15 protein-coding genes and 1 tRNA gene are annotated in these 17,971 nt (G+C 65.3%); 11 read left to right on the top strand and 5 right to left on the bottom strand.

Going from position 1 to position 17,971, the window contains the following annotated elements:
- Positions 1-2: 2 nt before the first annotated feature.
- Positions 3-926 (bottom strand): EDSAP-1 family PEP-CTERM protein, encoded by a 924-nt coding sequence (locus ACY65G_RS00600; RefSeq protein ID WP_464995437.1) that lies wholly within the window; start codon positions 924-926, stop codon positions 3-5.
- 259 nt (positions 927-1,185) lie between these two features.
- Here ACY65G_RS00600 and ACY65G_RS00595 point away from each other — a divergent pair.
- The 3 genes from ACY65G_RS00595 to ACY65G_RS00585 all read left to right on the top strand — a co-directional run bounded on the left by ACY65G_RS00595 (position 1,186) and on the right by ACY65G_RS00585 (position 3,234).
- Positions 1,186-1,261 (top strand) — tRNA-Gly (locus tag ACY65G_RS00595).
- A 219-nt stretch (positions 1,262-1,480) separates the two neighbouring features.
- Positions 1,481-2,443, top strand: coding sequence for a chemotaxis protein (locus ACY65G_RS00590; protein WP_464995436.1), 963 nt, complete (start codon positions 1,481-1,483; stop codon positions 2,441-2,443).
- Positions 2,444-2,652: 209 nt separating this feature from the next.
- A complete protein-coding gene (locus ACY65G_RS00585) occupies positions 2,653-3,234 on the top strand; it encodes a DJ-1/PfpI family protein (RefSeq protein ID WP_464995435.1) in 582 nt (193 codons plus the stop codon).
- Positions 3,235-3,312: 78 nt separating this feature from the next.
- Here the strand turns inward: ACY65G_RS00585 and fghA are convergent, their stop codons facing one another.
- Positions 3,313-4,149: an S-formylglutathione hydrolase gene (fghA, locus tag ACY65G_RS00580; protein WP_464995434.1), complete on the bottom strand. Its 837-nt coding sequence runs from the start codon at positions 4,147-4,149 to the stop codon at positions 3,313-3,315.
- 196 nt (positions 4,150-4,345) lie between these two features.
- On the opposite strand from fghA, the gene ACY65G_RS00575 reads away from it, so the two are divergent.
- Together ACY65G_RS00575 and ACY65G_RS00570 are read left to right on the top strand one after the other, a co-directional pair.
- Positions 4,346-5,527 carry a cation:proton antiporter gene (locus ACY65G_RS00575; protein WP_464995433.1) on the top strand — a complete coding sequence of 394 codons (1,182 nt, stop codon included), beginning with the start codon at positions 4,346-4,348 and terminating at the stop codon, positions 5,525-5,527.
- 2 nt (positions 5,528-5,529) lie between these two features.
- On the top strand, positions 5,530-6,651 hold the full coding sequence (locus ACY65G_RS00570) for a YbdK family carboxylate-amine ligase (protein WP_464995432.1): 1,122 nt from the start codon (positions 5,530-5,532) through the stop codon (positions 6,649-6,651).
- 186 nt (positions 6,652-6,837) lie between these two features.
- On the opposite strand, the gene ACY65G_RS00565 is transcribed toward ACY65G_RS00570, so the two are convergent.
- Both ACY65G_RS00565 and ACY65G_RS00560 read right to left on the bottom strand, forming a co-directional pair.
- Positions 6,838-7,773, bottom strand: a complete 936-nt coding sequence (locus ACY65G_RS00565; RefSeq protein ID WP_464995431.1) for a gamma-glutamyl-gamma-aminobutyrate hydrolase family protein — start codon at positions 7,771-7,773, stop codon at positions 6,838-6,840.
- 90 nt (positions 7,774-7,863) lie between these two features.
- Positions 7,864-8,373, bottom strand: a complete 510-nt coding sequence (locus tag ACY65G_RS00560) for a MarR family winged helix-turn-helix transcriptional regulator (protein WP_464995430.1) — start codon at positions 8,371-8,373, stop codon at positions 7,864-7,866.
- Positions 8,374-8,620: 247 nt separating this feature from the next.
- On the opposite strand from ACY65G_RS00560, the gene ACY65G_RS00555 reads away from it, so the two are divergent.
- The 5 genes from ACY65G_RS00555 (at position 8,621) to ACY65G_RS00535 (ending at position 16,564) form a co-directional block, all read left to right on the top strand.
- Positions 8,621-8,941 carry a hypothetical protein gene (locus ACY65G_RS00555; protein ID WP_464995429.1) on the top strand — a complete coding sequence of 107 codons (321 nt, stop codon included), beginning with the start codon at positions 8,621-8,623 and terminating at the stop codon, positions 8,939-8,941.
- 294 nt (positions 8,942-9,235) lie between these two features.
- Positions 9,236-13,369: a CheR family methyltransferase gene (locus ACY65G_RS00550; RefSeq protein ID WP_464995428.1), complete on the top strand. Its 4,134-nt coding sequence runs from the start codon at positions 9,236-9,238 to the stop codon at positions 13,367-13,369.
- 71 nt (positions 13,370-13,440) lie between these two features.
- Entirely contained in the window at positions 13,441-14,505 is a 1,065-nt protein-coding gene (locus tag ACY65G_RS00545) for a chemotaxis protein CheB (RefSeq protein WP_464995427.1), read from the top strand.
- 201 nt (positions 14,506-14,706) lie between these two features.
- Complete coding sequence (locus ACY65G_RS00540; RefSeq protein ID WP_130188678.1) at positions 14,707-15,663, top strand: manganese catalase family protein; 957 nt, start codon at positions 14,707-14,709, stop codon at positions 15,661-15,663.
- Between the two features lies 1 nt (position 15,664).
- Positions 15,665-16,564: a ZIP family metal transporter gene (locus ACY65G_RS00535; RefSeq protein ID WP_464995426.1), complete on the top strand. Its 900-nt coding sequence runs from the start codon at positions 15,665-15,667 to the stop codon at positions 16,562-16,564.
- Between the two features lie 87 nt (positions 16,565-16,651).
- Here ACY65G_RS00535 and ACY65G_RS00530 read toward each other — a convergent pair whose 3' ends face one another.
- Positions 16,652-17,389: a phosphoribosyltransferase gene (locus ACY65G_RS00530; RefSeq protein ID WP_464995425.1), complete on the bottom strand. Its 738-nt coding sequence runs from the start codon at positions 17,387-17,389 to the stop codon at positions 16,652-16,654.
- 159 nt (positions 17,390-17,548) lie between these two features.
- Between ACY65G_RS00530 and ACY65G_RS00525 the strand changes: the two genes are divergently transcribed.
- Entirely contained in the window at positions 17,549-17,968 is a 420-nt protein-coding gene (locus ACY65G_RS00525) for a response regulator transcription factor (RefSeq protein WP_464995424.1), read from the top strand.
- Positions 17,969-17,971 lie beyond the last annotated feature (3 nt).

Below are 17,971 nucleotides of genomic sequence, written 5' to 3'. Positions count from 1 at the left end.
GGTCAGGCGCGCCGCAGGCGCTGGCGGCGAACCGCCACCATTGCGCACAGGCCGGCGCCGAGGATCGCCAGCGAGGCCGGTTCCGGCACTTCCTGCTGCAGCGCGCTCACCAGCGTGTTGTGCTGCACCGTGATCTGGTAGTCGCGGTTGGCCAGCAGCAGCGGCGACGTCGCCGTGAAGTGGCCCGCGTCGACGGGCAGGCTGTACAGCGATGTGCCGGTATTGCCGTGCGTGCGGCTGACCGTGGCCATGCCGTTGAGCTCGCCAGGTGCGTAGTGGAAGATGGAGGTGCCGGTCACGAGGTCGACGATGTTCGCGCTCCAGGAAATGCGCGCGTTCGCGGTCGTGACGGGCCGACCTTCGGGCGACGCGTAGGCCATGGCATAGGCCATGGCGTCGAACGAGATCGTCATCGAATCGGCTTTGTCGAGGCGGAACGACATCGTGTTCGAACTGCCGACCGACGAGTTGCTGTTGGCAAACTGCATATTCAGGTTGGTGGCCACGTCGGCCCGGGTTTGCGAATGCGCGCCGGCGGCGCCATTCATGGAAATGCCGGAACCCGTGAAGTTCTGGTCCGCGTAGCCGAAGTTGCCGCTCATTGGCGCCAGCGAGTGGTAGGGCGTGAAGTTGTTTTCGCCGAAGGCGGGGCAGGGCGTGCCCACGCACTGGTGCGCCACGTCCGGCCTGGGGCCGATGGCCGACCTGCTCACCTGGAGAGCGTTCAGCGAGGCCGTGGCGTGCGCATCGTTCACGCCGACGAGTTTCGTGAAATCCGTGTTCTTGTACACGTCGCCTTTGGCGTTCAGGATCTTGAAGTTGCTCATGTCGAGGATCGCCGAGGCGAACGTGCTGGCGCTTGCGGACTGCATGCCGAATGTGGCGGCCGCGGCCCCCACGAGCAATGTTTTATAGGTTCGTATCATGTTGGACCCTGGAGTTGGCTGGTTGGCGTGACCCGGCGCACACCGGGTAGCCATCACCAGAGCATTAATAGTGCCAGGGAAATTTATATTGCAATTTCAATTGCTTAGCATTGCCGAGGCCGCTCCTCGGCAAAAAGTGCAAAGAACACCGACGGTGCGCGGCCCAGCTTCTCCAGGGGCGGCCACGGGGCCCGTGGCGAAATCCTTGCAACCGACTCTGGTAATTGTCAAAACGGTCTGGCATAATCATGCCTCTTCTGCGGGAGTAGCTCAGTTGGTAGAGCGCAACCTTGCCAAGGTTGAGGTCGAGAGTTCGAGACTCTTCTCCCGCTCCAGGATTCAAAACGGCAGCCTTCGAGCTGCCGTTTTTCGTTGCAATCCGCCGTGCCCGTCATTCCGCGTAGTCCCGTTCCCGTCGCGCCACAAAGTGTTGTTTCTCGGCACTATTCGTCATTAGCTTAATGTACAGGAACGACAGTGCGCGAAGTTTTCTCGCCTATACTCACTTTCATTCGCGCCGCCAGGCGGCCACCTATGACGACCGGGGAACACTGATGAAAAGCGTACAACAGGACATCGACGAACGTACCAACCTCACCAACACGAACAAATTCGAACTGCTGCTGTTCCGCCTTGGTGGCGACGAGAACGGCGACCGTTCCGAACTGTATGGCATCAACGTGTTCAAGATTCGTGAAATCGTGGCGATGCCGCCGGTGACGGCGGTGGCCGGCGCGCAGCCGCACATGCTGGGCGTGGTCAACCTGCGCGGCCAGATCATCCCCGTGATGGACTTGCCGGCGATCGTCGGCGTCAAGCCCAAGACCGGCCTGAACATCATGCTGGTGACGGAATTTGCCCGCACCACGCAGGCCTTCGCCGTGGAATCGGTGGAAGAGATCGTGCGCATGGATTGGAGCCAGGTACTGACCGCCGAAGGCAGCAACGCCACCGGCATGGTGACCTCGATCGCCCGCCTCGACGGCGACACGGCCGGCACGCGACTGGCCCAGGTGCTGGACGTGGAAACGATCCTGCGCCGCATGGTGCCGGTCGAAGGCAAGGAAGTGGATCCGGAATCGATTCCGACCATCGCGCTGAAGCAGGGCGCCTTCATCCTGGCGGCGGACGACTCGGTGGTGGCGCGCAACCTGATCGAACAGGGCCTGCAGGCGATGCATGCGCCGTTCGTGATGACGAAGTCCGGCAAGGAAGCGTGGGACAAACTCAACAGCATCGCCGTGGGCTGCAAGGCCGAAGGCATCGACGTGGCCGACCGCGTCGCGCTCGTGCTGACCGACCTGGAAATGCCGGAGATGGACGGCTTCACGCTGACCCGCAAGATCAAGCAGGACCCGCGCTTCTCGAAGATCCCGGTGGTGATCCATTCCTCGCTGTCCGGCAAGACCAACGAGGATCACGTGAAGGGCGTGGGCGCCGACGCCTACGTGGCCAAGTTCGTGGCCGAAGACCTGGCCGCCACCATCAAGAGCGTGCTGCACAAGAAGGAAGCGTAAGCTTTCCACACAAACAAACTGGGGACGTACCCCTGTTTAAAGGCACTATTTGCCTGAAAACAGGGGTCTGTCCCCAGTTTTTTTCGTTCCCGTTTTCGTGCTATCCAAGGCTGGATTATTGCCTCTAAACAGGGGTACGCCGGGATGCCGTATCACCCCAGTTTTTCTTGGTGTTATGATTGCCTTTCGTTCAACCAGGGGAGGCAAGCATGGCAGCCAAAACCATTCTGTTCCTGACCGGCGACTTCGCCGAGGACTATGAAACGATGGTGCCGTTCCAGGCACTGCAGGCCGTGGGGCACACGGTGCACGCCGTCTGCCCCGGCAAGGGCGCGGGCGACAAGATCAAGACGGCCATCCACGATTTCGAGGGCGACCAGACCTACACCGAGAAGCCCGGCCACCAGTTCACGCTGAACGCGGCGTTCGACGATGTCGACGTGGCGAACTACGATGCGCTGGCGATCGCCGGTGGCCGCGCGCCCGAATACCTGCGCCTGAATCCCCGCGTGATCGAGATCGTCCGGCAGTTCGCCGACAGCGGCAAGCCGATTGCCGCCGTGTGCCATGGCGCGCAAGTGCTGGCGGCGGCGGACGTGATCCGCGGCCGGAAGATCTCCTGCTATCCGGCCTGCGCGCCGGAAGTGAGACTGGCCGGCGCGGACTTCGCCGACATCGCCGTCGATGCCGCCGTGACGGACGGCCAGTTCGTCACGGCGCCCGCCTGGCCCGCGCACCCGCAATGGATCGCGCAGTTCCTGCAGAAGCTGGGCACAGAGATCAAGCTGTGATGCATGAAGCTGTGATGCATAAAGCTGTGATGCATAAAGCTGTGATGCATCGGGCCGTAAAGCGCGAAGCTTCGGGCACTACAGCTGCGGCGCGTGCCAGCGCAGGTGATCTTCCATGAACGTGGTGATGAAGTAATACCCGTGGTCGTAGCCCGCGTGCCGGCGCAGCGTCAGCGGCTGGCCCGCCTTCGCGCAGGCCGTCTCGAACAGCTCGGGTTTCAGCTGCTCGTGCAGGAACTTGTCGGCCAGGCCCTGGTCGATGAGGATCCCGTTCGGGAAGGGCGTGCAGCGGTGCGCCATCAATACCGTTGCATCGTGCTCGGCCCAGGCGAATTCGTCCGCGCCCAGGTAGCCCATGAACGCCTTGCGGCCCCACGGGCACTGGCCCGGCGCGGCGATCGGCGCGAAAGCCGATACTGACTTGAACAGGTCCGGCCGACGCAGCGCCAGCGTCAGCGCGCCATGGCCGCCCATCGAATGCCCGAAGATGCCGATCCGCGCGCCGTCGACGGGCAATTCGCGCACCACCAGTTCGCGCAGCTCGTGGATATAGCTCTCCATCCGGTAATGCCGGGCCCACGGCTCCTGCGTCGCATCGAGATAGAAGCCGGCGCCCACGCCGAAGTCCCAGGCATCCGTCTCGCCGGGCACGCCGGCACCGCGCGGGCTCGTATCCGGCGCCACCAGCACCAGGCCCAGTTCCGCCGCCACGCGCTGCGCGCCGGCCTTGGTCATGAAGGTCTCTTCCGTGCAGGTCAGCCCCGCCAGGTAGACCAGCGCCGGCAGGGTCGATCCCGCGGCGTGCGGCGGAATGAAGACGGAAAAGCGCATCGGCAGCCCGATCGCCTGCGAGTCGTGCTTGTAGAAGCGCTGCACGCCGCCATGGCAGGCATGCTCGCTGACCAGTTCCAGCATGGTTATCCTCTTGGTATATCGATAAGTGTCCGCATTGTACTGCAGCGAGCTGTGCGACGCCGGGACGGATCTTGCTATATAGTCATCTTACGGATGAGTTTTCCTTGCAACACCGGTCATTATCAACTACATTCGCGCAAATGTAGTTTCCGCCGATCCTGCCCGGCCCAAGTACCCAACAATAGGAGGAACCCTAATGCCAGATTTCCTGGTCATCTCGGCCGATCTCGCGTGGCCGCTCGCTGTCCTGCTCGCCTGGCTCGCCGGCGAATTCATTCACCGTTATACCCGCCTTCCGCGTATCAGTGTGTATGGCCTCGTCGGCTTCGTGTGTGCCCAGGCGTTTCCGGACCTGTTCGCCACGGAGGCGGGCAGTCCCGTCGCCGTGATGGCCAACGTCGCGTTCGGCCTGATCCTGTTCGAGCTGGGCTACCGGGTCAACCTGAACTGGCTGCGCGTGAACCCGTGGGTGGCCGTCAGCGGCCTTGCGGAGAGCTTCGCCACGTTCGCCATCGTCTACCTGATCGCCAGCCTCTGGGGCATGGACACCATGCCGTCGCTGCTGCTGGCTTCACTGGCCATGTCCACGTCGCCGGCCGGGGTGCTGCGTGTCATCAACGAGCAGCGCAGCTCCGGCCAGGCCACCGAACGGTTGCTCCACCTGGTGGCGCTGAACTGCGTGCTGGCCGTGCTGACGTTCAAGGTCATCGTCGGCTTCTGGGTCTTCAACACGTCGGGCAGCCTGACGCAGGCGATTTCGCTGTCGGCCATCGAGCTGGTGTCGTCGGCCCTGCTGGGCGCCGTGTGCGGCATGCTCGTGCCGGCCGTGCTGCGCCGGCTGGGCAACCTGGCGCGCGAAGGCACGCTGGCATTCGCCCTGGTGGTGGTGATCCTGGTGGCGATCACGCATGCATACGACCTGTCGCCCGTGCTGGCCACGCTGGCCTTCGGCCTGACGGCGCGCCATCGCCGCGTGGCCTTCACGCGCACCCAGCGCAATTTCGGCGCCATCGGCGAACTGCTGATGATCCTGCTGTTCGTGTTTGCCGTGTCCACGCTCGACTGGAACAACGTCGTCAACGGCGGCATGCTGGCCTTCGTGCTGCTGATCGCCCGCTTCGCCGTGAAGACGGCCGGCGTGGCCGCGTTCTCGCAGCTTTCGGGCATCCCGTGGCGCAAGGGCTTGGCCACCGGGATGGCGCTGGCGCCGATGTCCGTGTTCGTCGTGCTGCTGCTCGAGCAGACCAAGAATTCCGGCGTCGTGTTCATCGACGAGCTGGCGGCCGTGGCGGCGATGACCGTGTTCATGGAAGTGCTCGGCCCCATCATTACCCAGCGTGCCCTGATCTGGGCGCGTGAAACGACGAAAGAGGTATAAGCATGGCACTGGAACCGTTCAAGGAATCGACGCCGCTGACGATGGGCGTGGAGCTCGAGCTGCAGCTCGTCAGTTTTTCCGACTACGACCTCACCGCGTCGAGCCCGGACCTGCTGCACCTGCTGGCGCAAAAGCCGTTCCCCGGCCACGTGACGCCGGAGATCACGGAAAGCATGATCGAGATTAACAGCGACGTGCATACCCGCCACAACGAGCTGCTGGCGCAGTTGCACGAGGTGCGCGACACGCTCGTGCAGGCCGGCGAAAAGCTCAACATCGGCATCTGCGGCGGCGGTACGCACCCGTTCCAGAAGTGGGTGGACCGCCGCATCTTCGAGAAGCCCCGCTTCAAGGAAGTCTCGTCGCTGTACGGCTACCTGGCCAAGCAGTTCACCGTCTTTGGCCAGCACGTGCACATCGGCACCGGCAATGGCGACAACGCGCTGTTCCTGCTGCATTCGCTGTCGCGCTACCTGCCGCACTTCATCGCGCTGTCGGCCTCGTCGCCGTTCGTGCAGGGCGGCGACACGCTGTTCAATTCGGCGCGCCTGAATTCCGTGTTCGCGTTCCCCATGAGCGGCCGCGCGCCGTTCACGCTGTCGTGGGACGAATTCGCCAACGGCTACTTTGCCAAGATGGAGCACACGGGCGTCATCAAGAGCATGAAGGACTTCTACTGGGACCTGCGCCCGAAGCCCGAATACGGCACCATCGAGCTGCGCGTGTGCGACACGCCGCTGACGGTGGAGCGGGCGGCCGCGCTGGCCTCGTACCTGCAGGCGCTGTGCGCCTACCTGCTGGACCGGAAAGAGGAAGCGCCGGCCGAGGACGATTACCTCGTCTACAACTACAACCGCTTCCAGGCATGCCGCTTCGGCCTCGATGGTACCGTGGTGCACCCGAAAACCTACGAAAGCCTGTCGCTGCGCGAGGACATCCTCACCACGCTGCGGCGCATGGATCCTTACGCCGAAAAGCTCGGTGGCAGCGCCGCGCTGAACCACCTGGTGCAGGTGACGCACATGGGCAGCGACGCGCAATACCTGCGCGACCAGTTCGCCTCCAGCGGCAGCGTGGAGGGCATCGTGGACGCGGCCGTGCAGCGCTTCCGCGGCCGGCGCTGACAGTCGATGCGATAGGGGAGGGGCTTGATGTTGCTTCTGGTGTCGGACACTTTTTTCCGGCTTCATGGAAAAAGGTGTCCGACACCGGTTGTCCCCCGATACATCCACCAACCACCGGTGTCTGACACCATTTCCGGATGAGTCGCTCGGAAATAGTGTCAGACACCAGCACGCGAACGCCGCAGGCTAGAACCGCGTCTCGCGCGCCACGCGCAGGAAGTTGTCGAGGATGCCGGTGCAATCGAGGAGTTCCTGCCCGCCGGCGCGGTGGAATTCCGGGTGCCACTGCAGGCCCATCACGAACGGCGCCTTGCGGTAGCGGATCGCCTCGATCATCTGGTCGGGCACCGACAGTGCCTCGACATCCATGTCGCGCCCCAGCGTCTTCACGGCCTGGTGGTGGATCGAGTTGACGACACCGCCCTTGGTTTCCTTGAACAGCTTGGCCAGCGACGAGCCGGGCGGGAAGCTGATCTCGTGGCGGTGGCGGTCATAGTCGTCGTGCACGTGCGGCATCGCAGTGGGCACGTCGGTGGCGATGTCCTGGTACAGCGTGCCGCCGAACGCCACGTTGATCAGCTGGCAGCCGCGGCAGATACCCATCACCGGCTTGCCGGCTTCCACGAATTCATGCAGCAGTTCCAGTTCATACATGTCGCGCGCGCGGTCGCCGCTCCATTCGGGGCGGGTGGGCGCTTCGGAATACGTGTGCGGCGATACGTCGGCGCCGCCCTGCAGTACGAGGCCGTCCAGGTGCCGCGCATAGTCGCGCAAGCGGATGTTGGACGGATGCAGCAGCCCGCTGGTGTTCACGGTGGGGATCATGAACACGAGCACGTCGCGCGACATCACCCAGTGCGCGATCGACTCTTCCAGGTATTGCAGGTTCTTGCTGCGCAGGCCCGTGGCGCCGGCTTCGGGATGAAAGATGCGTGCCGAGATGCCGATGCGCAGCGGTCGCTGCATGACATGGCGCGTCAGCGACGCGGCGATGCGCTGGTAGCGCGCGCGGATGACCCGGCCCCACAGGGAAAACACCGAATCGCCGTGGTCGAGATAACGCGGGGTATCGTCCTTCCTTCGCGAGTGTTCGCGGTCGGTGCCGCGCTGCTCGTCGTTCATTCCGTTCCTTTATATGTGGCGATATGCCATGTGGCGATCTGCTATGTGGCGATATGCTATTTGCTGAATGCCATGTGGCGATATGCGTGTTTACATCGTGAAGGGCATTGGCTGCAGGCCGAACCCTTCGTCCAGGTCTTCGATCGATTCCAGCAGGCCCTGCAGGCCCGTGTTCAGCTTGGCCAGTTCGGCACCGTCCAGCTTTGCCAGCGCTTCCGGCAGCAGGCCGCGCGCCGGTTTCGGCGCTGTGTCCAGCAATGCCTGGCCGGCATCGGACAATGCCAGTTTTACCACACGCGCATCTTCGAGGTCGCGCGTCTTGACGACGTAACCCTTCCTTACGAGGCCATCGAGCAGGTTGCTGGTCGTGGTCTGCGCGATGGCCAGGCGCGCCGTGACCTGGCCCACGCGCAGTCCGGGCACGTCGGCCAGTTCCTGCATGATCCACAGCTGCGCGCCGTTCACACCGCACTGTTTCTCGATCCACAGGGAATGGCGCTGCGCCGCGCGGATGACGATGCGCAGCTTCTGCAGCGCTTCCAGGTGTGGCGTCGGGGCGCCGTCCGGCGTCCTGCCGTCGGATTTCATGGTGCTGCTCATGGCTTGCGCATCTCCTTCGTGCGTGGCATAAATACATTTTTAGGAATATAATTCCGCGGTTTGTTCCGTCCATCGGGCAACGCCCGCCGGCCGCGGCAGTTGACTGTCCAGCTTGTCTTCCGTGACACTCAACGCACGGGCGTGCCAAATGGTTTACCCAGCTGCACATCCGCGCGCCGGTTCGCGCCGTGCGCGGGTGTCATGTCACCGGCAAGCGGCCGTGCCGCCCGCCACCAGTAGAGAGCCAATGCAGGAAATCAGTCCCACCCTGCGCAGCTTCGTGCTGACGCTGCCATCCGTACCGTTCCTGGAAGCGCTGCTGCTGCTGCACGGCGCGCCCGACCAGATCTGGACCACCGAAGCGATTGCCCAGCGGCTCTACCTGCAATCCGTGGCCCGGGCCGACGAGCTCGTTCGCGAGCTGGCCCGCCGTGGCTTTTGCAACTGCACGCCCGACGGGCAGCTGATCTACCAGCCGGCCGACGACGCGCGCCATGTGCTGATCGACGAGCTGGCCCGGGAGTATCCGCAGCGGCTCATCGAGATCACGAGGCTGGTGCACGGCTGACAGGCCATGTCGTGGACGCCAGGCAGAAGCGCCATGGGCGCGTTGTTCCGTCCCGCCATACGGGCATAGTGTCTTCGACGGCGCGCCTCGCCCCGAAGCTTGCCAGGCATTCCGGTGGTGCCCTTGTCTCGAACAGGCTGCCGCAAATCTGCGTCAATGCGGGTGCGAATTGCCAGAACCTTTTGTTTTTGTTGTGGTCAAAAGCACATTCGGGTGCTTCGCGACGCCTGCAGGCTTATCCTTAATGCATGAATGGAGTAGACTTCAGTGCTCTGTAGACCACACCGATTCCACATGTCGCAATCCGGTAAGCCCGAGGCGGAAAACGCCGACCTGAACGTCGCCCCCAGCCACCTGCGTTTTCCCGTCGTCGGGTTGGGCGCCTCGGCTGGCGGGCTGCCGGCGCTGCTGCAGTTCTTCGCACACGTGCCGCGCGACAGCGGCATGGCCTTCGTGGTGATCCTGCACCTGTCGCCGAAGCACCAGAGCTCGGCGGACAACGTGCTGCAGCGGGCCACGCAGATGCCCGTCCTCCAGGTCACCGAACGCACGGCCCTCAAGCCCGACCACGTGTACGTGATCGCGCCGAACCAGCAGCTGTCGATGGATGACGGCAGCCTCAGCGTTTCGGAACTGAAGCGCAGCCCCGGCTTTCACATCGCGATCGACGTGTTCTTCCGCACGCTGGCGGCGGCGCACCGCGAACGGGCCTTTGCGATCGTGCTGTCGGGCACCGGCTCCGATGGCGCCGTCGGCATCGAGCGCGTCAAGGAGCAGGGCGGCATCACGCTGGCGCAGGAGCCGTCCGATGCCGAGCACGAAGGCATGCCCCAGGCGGCGATCAATACCGGCATGATCGACTTCGTGCTGCCCGCCGCCGGCATGGGCCGCAAGCTGGTCGAACTGTGGGAAAACGCCCGCCAGATCCACTTGCCGCCGCCCGGCGATGGCGACGGTGCGATCGGCCCGGTGCCGGAAGAAGAAGAGATCGACGACGAAGAAGCGCTGCAGAGCGTGATCAGCATGCTGTGCGCGCACACGGGCCACGACTTCCGCCATTACAAGCGCGCCACCGTGCTGCGCCGCATCGAGCGCCGGCTGCAGGTGAAAGCCGTGTCGACGCTGCCCGATTACGCCCAGCTGCTCGAACGCGAGCCCGGCGAATTCAAGGCGCTGCTGAACGACATGCTCATCGGCGTGACGAACTTCTTCCGCGACCGCGAGGCGTTCGAGGAACTCGAGCGCAACGTGATCCCGGACCTGTTCCGCGACAAGGTGCGCGGCGAGCAGGTGCGTGTCTGGGTGGCGGCCTGCGCGACCGGCCAGGAAGCGTATTCGGTCACCATGCTGCTGGCCGACCAGGCCTCGCAGCTGGACCGGCCGCCGGAAATCCAGGTGTTCGCGTCGGACATCGACGAGCACGCGATCAGCACGGCTCGGGCCGGCATCTATCCGGCATCGATCGTGATGGACGTGCCGCCCACGCGGCTGCGCCAGTTCTTCACGAAGGAAGACGATCGCTTCCGCATCCGCAAGACGATCCGCGACCGTATCCTGTTCGCCTCGCACAACCTGCTGCGCGATCCGCCGTTCTCCAAGCTGGACATGATCTCGTGCCGCAACCTGCTGATCTACCTGAACCGTGACGTGCAGTTGCGCGTGATGGAGATGTTCCACTCGGCGCTCAAGCCCGATGGCTTCCTGTTCCTCGGTTCGTCCGAATCGGCCGACGCGGCAGCGGAATTCTTCGTGCCGTTCGACAAGAAGAACCGCATCTACCGGGCCCGCCCGCTGTCGCGCGCGGCGCGCTACGTGCCGGCGCTGTCGAGCGCGCCCGTCACCCGCGTGCCGGAGCACGTCCACGTGGGGGGCGCCGTGCGCCGCCAGTTCTCGTACTCGGAAGTGCACCAGCGCGCGCTGTCGCGGTTCGCCCCGCCCAGCCTGGTGGTGGACCGCGAATCGAACATCGTCCACATGTCCGATTCCGCCGGCCGCTTCCTGCGCCACGTGGGCGGCGAGCCGTCGCGCAATGCGCTCGCCCTGGTGCTGCCGGACCTGCGTCTGGAACTGCGCACGGCGCTGTTCCAGGCCCAGCAGTCCGGCAAGAGCGTCGAGGCCCAGCGTGTGCTCGTCAAGCGCGACGACAAGGCCTGGTTCGTCAACATCGTCGTGCGGCCGTTCAACGACGAGCTGGCCAACATGGAATTCGCCCTCGTGCAATTCGAGGAAACCGCCCAGTCGCCGAACGGCGACACGATCGAGGTGCTTGCACAACACAAGGACCTGGTGCTGAACCAGCTCGAGGCCGAACTGCAGCGCAGCAAGGAAAAACTGCAGGAAACCATCGAGCATGCCGAGGTTTCCAACGAGGAACTGCGCGCATCGAACGAGGAACTGCAGGCCATCAACGAGGAACTGCGCTCGGCCACCGAGGAACTGGAAACCTCGAAGGAAGAACTGCAGTCGGTCAACGAGGAGCTCATCACCGTCAACTACGAGCTGAAGGTGAAGGTCGAGGAAACGGGCAAGGCCAACGACGACCTGAACAACCTGATCGCCTCCACCGACATCGCCACCATCTTTGTCGACCGGGCCATGCGCATCAAGCGCTTCACGCCGCGCGCGGCCGACATCTTCTCGATCATCCCCACCGACATCGGCCGCTCGCTGCTCGACATCACGCACCGGCTCGACTACGACCAGCTGGCCGGCGACGTGTCGTCCACCTTTGAAACGCTGCGCCCCGTCGAGCGCGAGGTGCGCAGCAACGAGGGCCGCTACTACATCGTGCGCCTGCTGCCCTACCGCACCACCGAGGACAAGATCGAGGGCGCCGTGATGACGTTCTTCGACATCACCGGCCGCCGCGAGGCCGAGGAGCAGGTGCGCAGCGGCGAGATGTGGATGCGCCTGGTGGCCGAGAGCACCAACGATTTCGCCATCATCGCCGTGGATGCCGACGGCTTCGTCACGGGCTGGAACAAGGGCGCCGAGCGCAATTTCGGCTGGAGCGAGCAGGAGATGCTGGGCAAGAGCCTGGACATCATCTTCACGCCGGAAGACCGGGCAGTCGGCGCGCCGGAAGGTGAACGCCGCCGCGCCGCCGAGGAAGGCCGCGCCGAGGACGAACGCTGGCACCTGCGCAAGGACGGTTCGCGTTTCTACTGCAGCGGTATCACCACGCCGCTGCAGCGCGGCAACTTCCACGGCTTTGCCAAGATCGCGCGCGACCAGACATCCCGCGCGCAGCAGGAAAACCGGCGCGAGGCCGCGCTCACGACCGAGCAGGCCGGCCGCACGCAGGCCGAGAGCATCAGCGCCATGAAGGATGAATTCCTGGCCGTGATGTCGCACGAGCTGCGCCATCCGCTGAACCTCATCTACATCAACGTGGAACTGCTGTCGCGGCTGCCCGCCGTGCGGCAATCGCCGCCGGCGCTGCGGGCTGCGTCCATCATCCGCAATTCCGTGGCCAGCCAGGCCAAGATCATCGAAGACCTGATGGACATGTCGCGCGTGTCCACGGGCAAGCTGGCGCTGGCCTGCCGCGATGTCGACATGGCCGACATTGCCGCCCGCCTCATCGACGTGATGCGCGCCGACCCCGTGGTGGAGGGGCTCACGCTGCGCTTCGAACCCTATGAACAGCCGCTGATGGTGTCGGTGGATCCGGTGCGCATCGAACAGGTGCTGCTGAACCTGCTCAGCAACGCGGTGAAATTCACGCCGGCGGGCGGCACCGTGGCGCTGCGGCTGACGCGCGAGGACGGCATGGCGCGCGTGGACGTGGAAGACAATGGCGCCGGCATCGACCCGGCGCACCTGCCCGACATGTTCCGCATGTACCGCCAGGGCGGCGCGCAGGCCATGCGCACCAAGGCCGGCCTGGGCATCGGCCTGGCCCTGGTGCGCCAGCTCGTGGAACTGCACGGCGGCAGCGTGGAAGCCGCGTCCGACGGGCCGGGCAAGGGCAGCCGTTTCACGGTGCGCCTGCCGCTGGTGTCGGAACTGCATCCGGAGGAAACGGGTGGCGTGGCCGGCAGCGATGGCGCGCTGGCCGGCCGTCGCGTGCTGATCCTCGACGACACCGAGGAAACGGCCGAAACCTTCCAGGCGCTGCTGGAACTGGAGGGTGCCGAGGTGCTGGTGGCAACGCGCGCCCGCCGCGCGCTGGAACTGTTGCGCGAGCACGAGATCGACCTGGTGATTTCCGACCTGTCGATGCCCGACATGGACGGCTTCGAGTTCATGCGCGCGGTGCGTGCCGACCCGGCCTTGCGGGAACTGCCGTCGATCGCGCTGAGCGGGCTGGCCCGCGAGCAGGACATCCGGCACGCGCGCGACGCCGGGTTCTCCGATTTCATGACCAAGCCGGTCACGCTGGAGCTGCTGAGCGAGCGTGTTGACCGGCTGTTGCCACGCAAATAGAACGGGACGGAGGAGAGCGCTGTGTGTCCCAGCGTACTGACCGACAAAGCGCCTGTGGGCATGCTGATACGATGACCCAATCTCCTATTTTTGCCGCCAATGACGCGGTCGTGATCGGAACCTCCACCGGCGGCGTCGAAGCTTTGCGAATGCTCGTCGCCGCCCTGCCGAAGAACTTCGCGGCCGCTGTCCTTGTCGTCATGCACGTGGGGGATCGCGACAGCATCCTGCCGTCGCTGCTGGCCGGCGCCACGCGGCTGCCGGTGCGCCACGCGCACGACGGCGACGTGATCCAGCCGGGCCGGATCCTCGTCGCGCCGCCTAACGTCCACCTGATGGTCGTGCGGGACAAGGCCGACGGCGGCCGCGTGTGCCGTGCGGTGCTGTCGCGCGGCGCGCGGGAAAATCACACCCGGCCGGCCATCGACCCGCTGTTCCGGTCGGCCGCCGCCGCGTTCGGGCCGCGCGCCATCGGCGTGATCCTCACCGGCATGCTCGACGATGGCACCGCCGGCCTGCAGGCCATCAAGGCCTGCGGCGGCAAGGCCATCGTGCAGCTGCCCGAGGAGGCGCTCGCGCCGGACATGCCGGAAAGCGCGCTCCGCAATGTCGACGTGGACCGCGTGCTGCGCCTGGCCGACATCGGCCATGCGCTCGAGCAGATGGTCGACGCCAACCTGGCCGCCGACCGCAACGGGCCGCGCGAGGTACCGGAATGGGTGCGGCTGGAAAACCGTTTTGTGCTGGAGGACAGCAGCATGGAGGCATTGTCACGCATTGCTTCGCCGTCCACGTTCACGTGCCCGGAATGCCATGGCTCGCTGTGGGAAATGCACGGCGTGGTGCCGAAGCGCTATCGCTGCCACACGGGCCATGCGTTCACCCAGCGACACCTGTGCGAGGAGCAGGGCACGGCCGTCGAGGAGGCGCTGTGGTCGGCCATGCGGGCGCTGCAGGAAAAGGAAAAGCTGCTGCGCCAGATGGCCGACAGCGCGATCGCCGCCGGCTATGCGCAAGCTGCCGCCGAGCACCTGGAAGGCGCTGCCCGCGCGCAGCACGACGGCGAAGTGTTGCGGCGCGTATTGACGGCGGAAGGGACGGCGCAGCATGCCGGCCAGCCCGACCGTGTCGAATGATGCGGCCACGATTCAGGCCGGTGCGGCTGGCCGATGGGGTGTTGCAAATCGGTCGGGCGTTGTCCTACAACCCCTGCCGCCGCGTTCCTATACTTGCACTTTTTCTAAACGTTCATGATGTGCATGCCGGTGTTGTGCGGCCTCGGCAGTAATGCCCTGGCCGTACTGTACCGGCATCCATGAACCGATTAGGAGGGAGTAATGTTTGCACATAACAAGCGTTTGCAATACACCGTACGGGTCAGCGAACCGAATCCTGGCCTGGCAAACCTGATGCTGGAGCAATTCGGCGGCCCGCAGGGCGAACTCGCGGCGGCCATGCGCTACTTCACGCAAGCCGTTGCCGAGGACGATCCAGGCCGCAAGGACATGCTGTTCGACATTGCGACCGAAGAGCTCAGCCACCTCGAAGTGATCGGTAATATCGTCTGTATGCTGAACAAGGGTGCCAAGGGCCGCCTGTCCGAGGCCGTCGATGAAGAAGGCGAGATGTACCGCCGCATCACCGGCGCCGGCAACGACAGCCACATCACGCAGGTGCTGTATGGCGCGGGTGCCCCGCTGACCAACTCGGCCGGCGTGCCCTGGACTGCCGCCTATATCGACTCGATCAGCGAGCCGACCGCCGACCTGCGCTCGAACATCGCCGCCGAGGCGCGCGCCAAGATCGTCTACGAGCGCCTCATCGCGCTGACCCCCGACCCGGGCGTGCGCGAAGCGCTGGGCTTCCTGATGACGCGCGAGATCGCCCACCAGAAGTCGTTCGAAAAGGCGCTGTATGCGATCCAGCCGAACTTCCCGCCGGGCAAAACAGCCGGCCGTCCGGAATTCGCCAGCGTGTACTACAACATGTCGCAGGGCGGCCCGGAACTGAACGGCCCGTGGAACAGCGGCGAGAAATGGCAGGTCGTTTCCGACCGCGACCAGCAGATGGACGTGGACGGCGGTGGCGGCGATGCCACGGTGACGCTCGATGCGGGCGACGCCGAACTGCTCAACGCGATGGCCGCGCGCACGATGTCCGACCCGGGTGTCGATCCGCTGACCGGTGCCGAACTGGGCATGATGGCCGATCCGGGCCAGATCGATTCCGCCTCGGCGACGGGCGGCTCGGTGCCGTCCACGCCGGACGGCTCCGCCCCCAAGACCGGAGCCTGACATGCCGCTGGCGCGCGTCTTCCCCGTCTGGCGCTATGCGCTCGGTGCCGCGATCTGCCTCGGCGGAGCGCTGGCACTGATGCAGGAGATCGTCAGCGGCGTGCAGGCGTTCGACGCCAGCGTGCATGGCGCACTGATGGGCGGCGCCACGGCCGCCCTGGCAACGGCACTCGGCACCTTGCCGGTGCTGCTGTCGCAGAATTTCTCGCAACGCACCTATGATGCTTTCCTGGGGTTCGGCGCCGGCGTGATGCTGGCCGCCACTGCATTCTCGCTCGTGATGCCGTCGATCGCGGCGGCCAGGAGCCAGGGTGCGGGTGCGCTCGAAGCCAGTTCGATCGCCGGCGGCGGCATCCTGCTCGGCATGGGGCTCGTGCTGCTGCTGGACCGCCTGGTCCGCGAACAGAACATCCTCGAAGGCGTGGATGCCGGCAAGGATGGGGCGTTACGGCGCGATTCGCTCAAGCGGGCATGGCTGTTCGTGGCCGCCGTGGCGATCCATAACTTGCCGGAAGGGCTGGCGATAGGCGTCGCCTATGCCGGCGTGGACGTGACCAAGGCGCACAGCCTGGCGACCGGCATCTCGATCCAGGACGTGCCGGAAGGCCTGGTGGTGGCGATGGCGCTGCGCACGGTCGGCTATGGCCGGCTGTTCTCATGTGCGCTGGGCGTGGCTTCCGGGCTGATCGAACCGGTGGCGGCCGTTGGCGGTGCCGTGCTGATCGACTATGCGCGGTGGATGCTGCCCTGGGGCCTGGCGCTGGCGGCCGGCGCGATGCTGTTCGTGATCAGCCATGACGTGATCCCCGAAGCGCACCGCAACGGCCACGCGAAAAGCGCCTCGTGCTCGGTGGTGGTCGGCTTCATCGTGATGATGGTGCTCGATACGGCGCTGGCCTGATATGGGCTCGACCGTGCGGACTCGCGTCCGGGCAACCCTGTTGTGAACCCTTTGCAAACCCTGTTGCAAACCCTTTTGCAATCGCTGTCAGGCTACCCTGTCCAGCAAGCGGATCACTTCCGCTTCCTCAACTTGCGGGAAGACCTCGAAATGCCGGCTGACGGAAATGAAATTGAGCGGCGTGGCCAGCACGGTCACATCGTCGCACAGCGGCGTGATCAGGTCGACGGCTTCGCGCGAGGCGACGGGCACGCAGGCGATCAGCCGGCGCGGCTGGCGCGCACGCAGCACGCGCAACGCTGCGGCCATCGTCGACCCGGTGGCCAGGCCATCGTCGACGACGATCACGATACGGTCGCGCACGTCCGCCGACGGGCCGTAGGCGGCGCGGCGGCGCCGCATGAGCGCCACCTGTTCGCGCACCTGTAGCGTGACCCATTCCATGCCGGTGCGAGTGCGATGGAAATAGGGCGCCAGCTCCACCGTGCCGTGTTCGTCCACGGCGCCCACGGCCAGCTCCGGATCGATCGCGGAAGGGATCTTGCGCACCATGACCACATCGAGCTCGCCTTCGATGCGGTCGGCAACGATGCGGCCCATCGGCACGGCGCCGCGCGGGATCGCCAGCACGAGGGGTTTGCAGCCGCGCCAGCGCAGCAGGTATTCGCCCAGCAGTTCGGCCGCCTGGGCCCGGTCGCGGAAGGGCAGCCTGGCCTCGCGGGTGCATGGCCCGCAGGGCCCGTATGGACCAAAGGACTCGAATGGCGCTCCGCCCGGCAGTTCGAACAACCGGCCTGCGTCGTCCCGCTGTAGATTACTCATCATGCGGCCTCGCGGAGCTGTGGAACCACCTAGCATAGCGCGATCCGTTGAAAGGGCGCGCTACGCAGGCGGTTCGGCCTGATCCGACGTGGGTACGAGGCGTGTGCCTACAGCCGTAAAAGCCGCGCGTGCCAGAATCAGTCTGGCAGAGGAGGGAAAAGAATGACGACTGCTTCGTTGATCACGCCGTTCAGGCCGGGAGACCGCGTGCTGGTCGCCAGCGCCGACCATGCGCTGGCCGAGGCGCTGGCCAGCACATTCGGCACCGCCGGGTTTTCCGTGCGGACCGCGTTCGATGGCGTGGCCGCGCTCGACAAGGCGCGCGCCTTTTTCCCGACCGCCGCAGTGCTGGGCCTGGACCTGCGCTATCTCGACGGATTCCAGCTGGCGCGGGCGCTGCGCACGATTCCCGGCTGCGCGCGGATGCGCGTGCTGGCCCTGCTGCCGCCGGCGATCGGCCTGCTGGACCGGCACCGCTGCTTCGACTATGTGATGCGCACCCCGCGCACCGCGCACGGGGCGCGGCCGATGTGGGTGGTCGATACCGATTGCCTGGGCATCCGCCCCACGCTCGTGCCCTGAACG

This window comes from Pseudoduganella sp. jia 12 (genome assembly GCF_055502675.1).
Note: the sequence above shows the minus strand (reverse complement) of the source record. Positions and strands in the feature narration are given on the sequence as shown.

Coding starts and splice junctions, on each gene's coding strand:
- ACY65G_RS00545 (WP_464995427.1), top strand. CDS start 13,441: ATGACCCAATCTCCTATTTTTGCCGCCAATGACGCGGTCGTGATCGGA.
- ACY65G_RS00535 (WP_464995426.1), top strand. CDS start 15,665: ATGCCGCTGGCGCGCGTCTTCCCCGTCTGGCGCTATGCGCTCGGTGCC.
- ACY65G_RS00600 (WP_464995437.1), bottom strand. CDS start 926: ATGATACGAACCTATAAAACATTGCTCGTGGGGGCCGCGGCCGCCACA.
- ACY65G_RS00590 (WP_464995436.1), top strand. CDS start 1,481: ATGAAAAGCGTACAACAGGACATCGACGAACGTACCAACCTCACCAAC.
- ACY65G_RS00530 (WP_464995425.1), bottom strand. CDS start 17,389: ATGATGAGTAATCTACAGCGGGACGACGCAGGCCGGTTGTTCGAACTG.
- ACY65G_RS00565 (WP_464995431.1), bottom strand. CDS start 7,773: ATGAACGACGAGCAGCGCGGCACCGACCGCGAACACTCGCGAAGGAAG.
- ACY65G_RS00585 (WP_464995435.1), top strand. CDS start 2,653: ATGGCAGCCAAAACCATTCTGTTCCTGACCGGCGACTTCGCCGAGGAC.
- ACY65G_RS00570 (WP_464995432.1), top strand. CDS start 5,530: ATGGCACTGGAACCGTTCAAGGAATCGACGCCGCTGACGATGGGCGTG.
- ACY65G_RS00525 (WP_464995424.1), top strand. CDS start 17,549: ATGACGACTGCTTCGTTGATCACGCCGTTCAGGCCGGGAGACCGCGTG.
- ACY65G_RS00575 (WP_464995433.1), top strand. CDS start 4,346: ATGCCAGATTTCCTGGTCATCTCGGCCGATCTCGCGTGGCCGCTCGCT.
- ACY65G_RS00550 (WP_464995428.1), top strand. CDS start 9,236: ATGTCGCAATCCGGTAAGCCCGAGGCGGAAAACGCCGACCTGAACGTC.
- fghA (WP_464995434.1), bottom strand. CDS start 4,149: ATGCTGGAACTGGTCAGCGAGCATGCCTGCCATGGCGGCGTGCAGCGC.
- ACY65G_RS00555 (WP_464995429.1), top strand. CDS start 8,621: ATGCAGGAAATCAGTCCCACCCTGCGCAGCTTCGTGCTGACGCTGCCA.
- ACY65G_RS00560 (WP_464995430.1), bottom strand. CDS start 8,373: ATGAGCAGCACCATGAAATCCGACGGCAGGACGCCGGACGGCGCCCCG.
- ACY65G_RS00540 (WP_130188678.1), top strand. CDS start 14,707: ATGTTTGCACATAACAAGCGTTTGCAATACACCGTACGGGTCAGCGAA.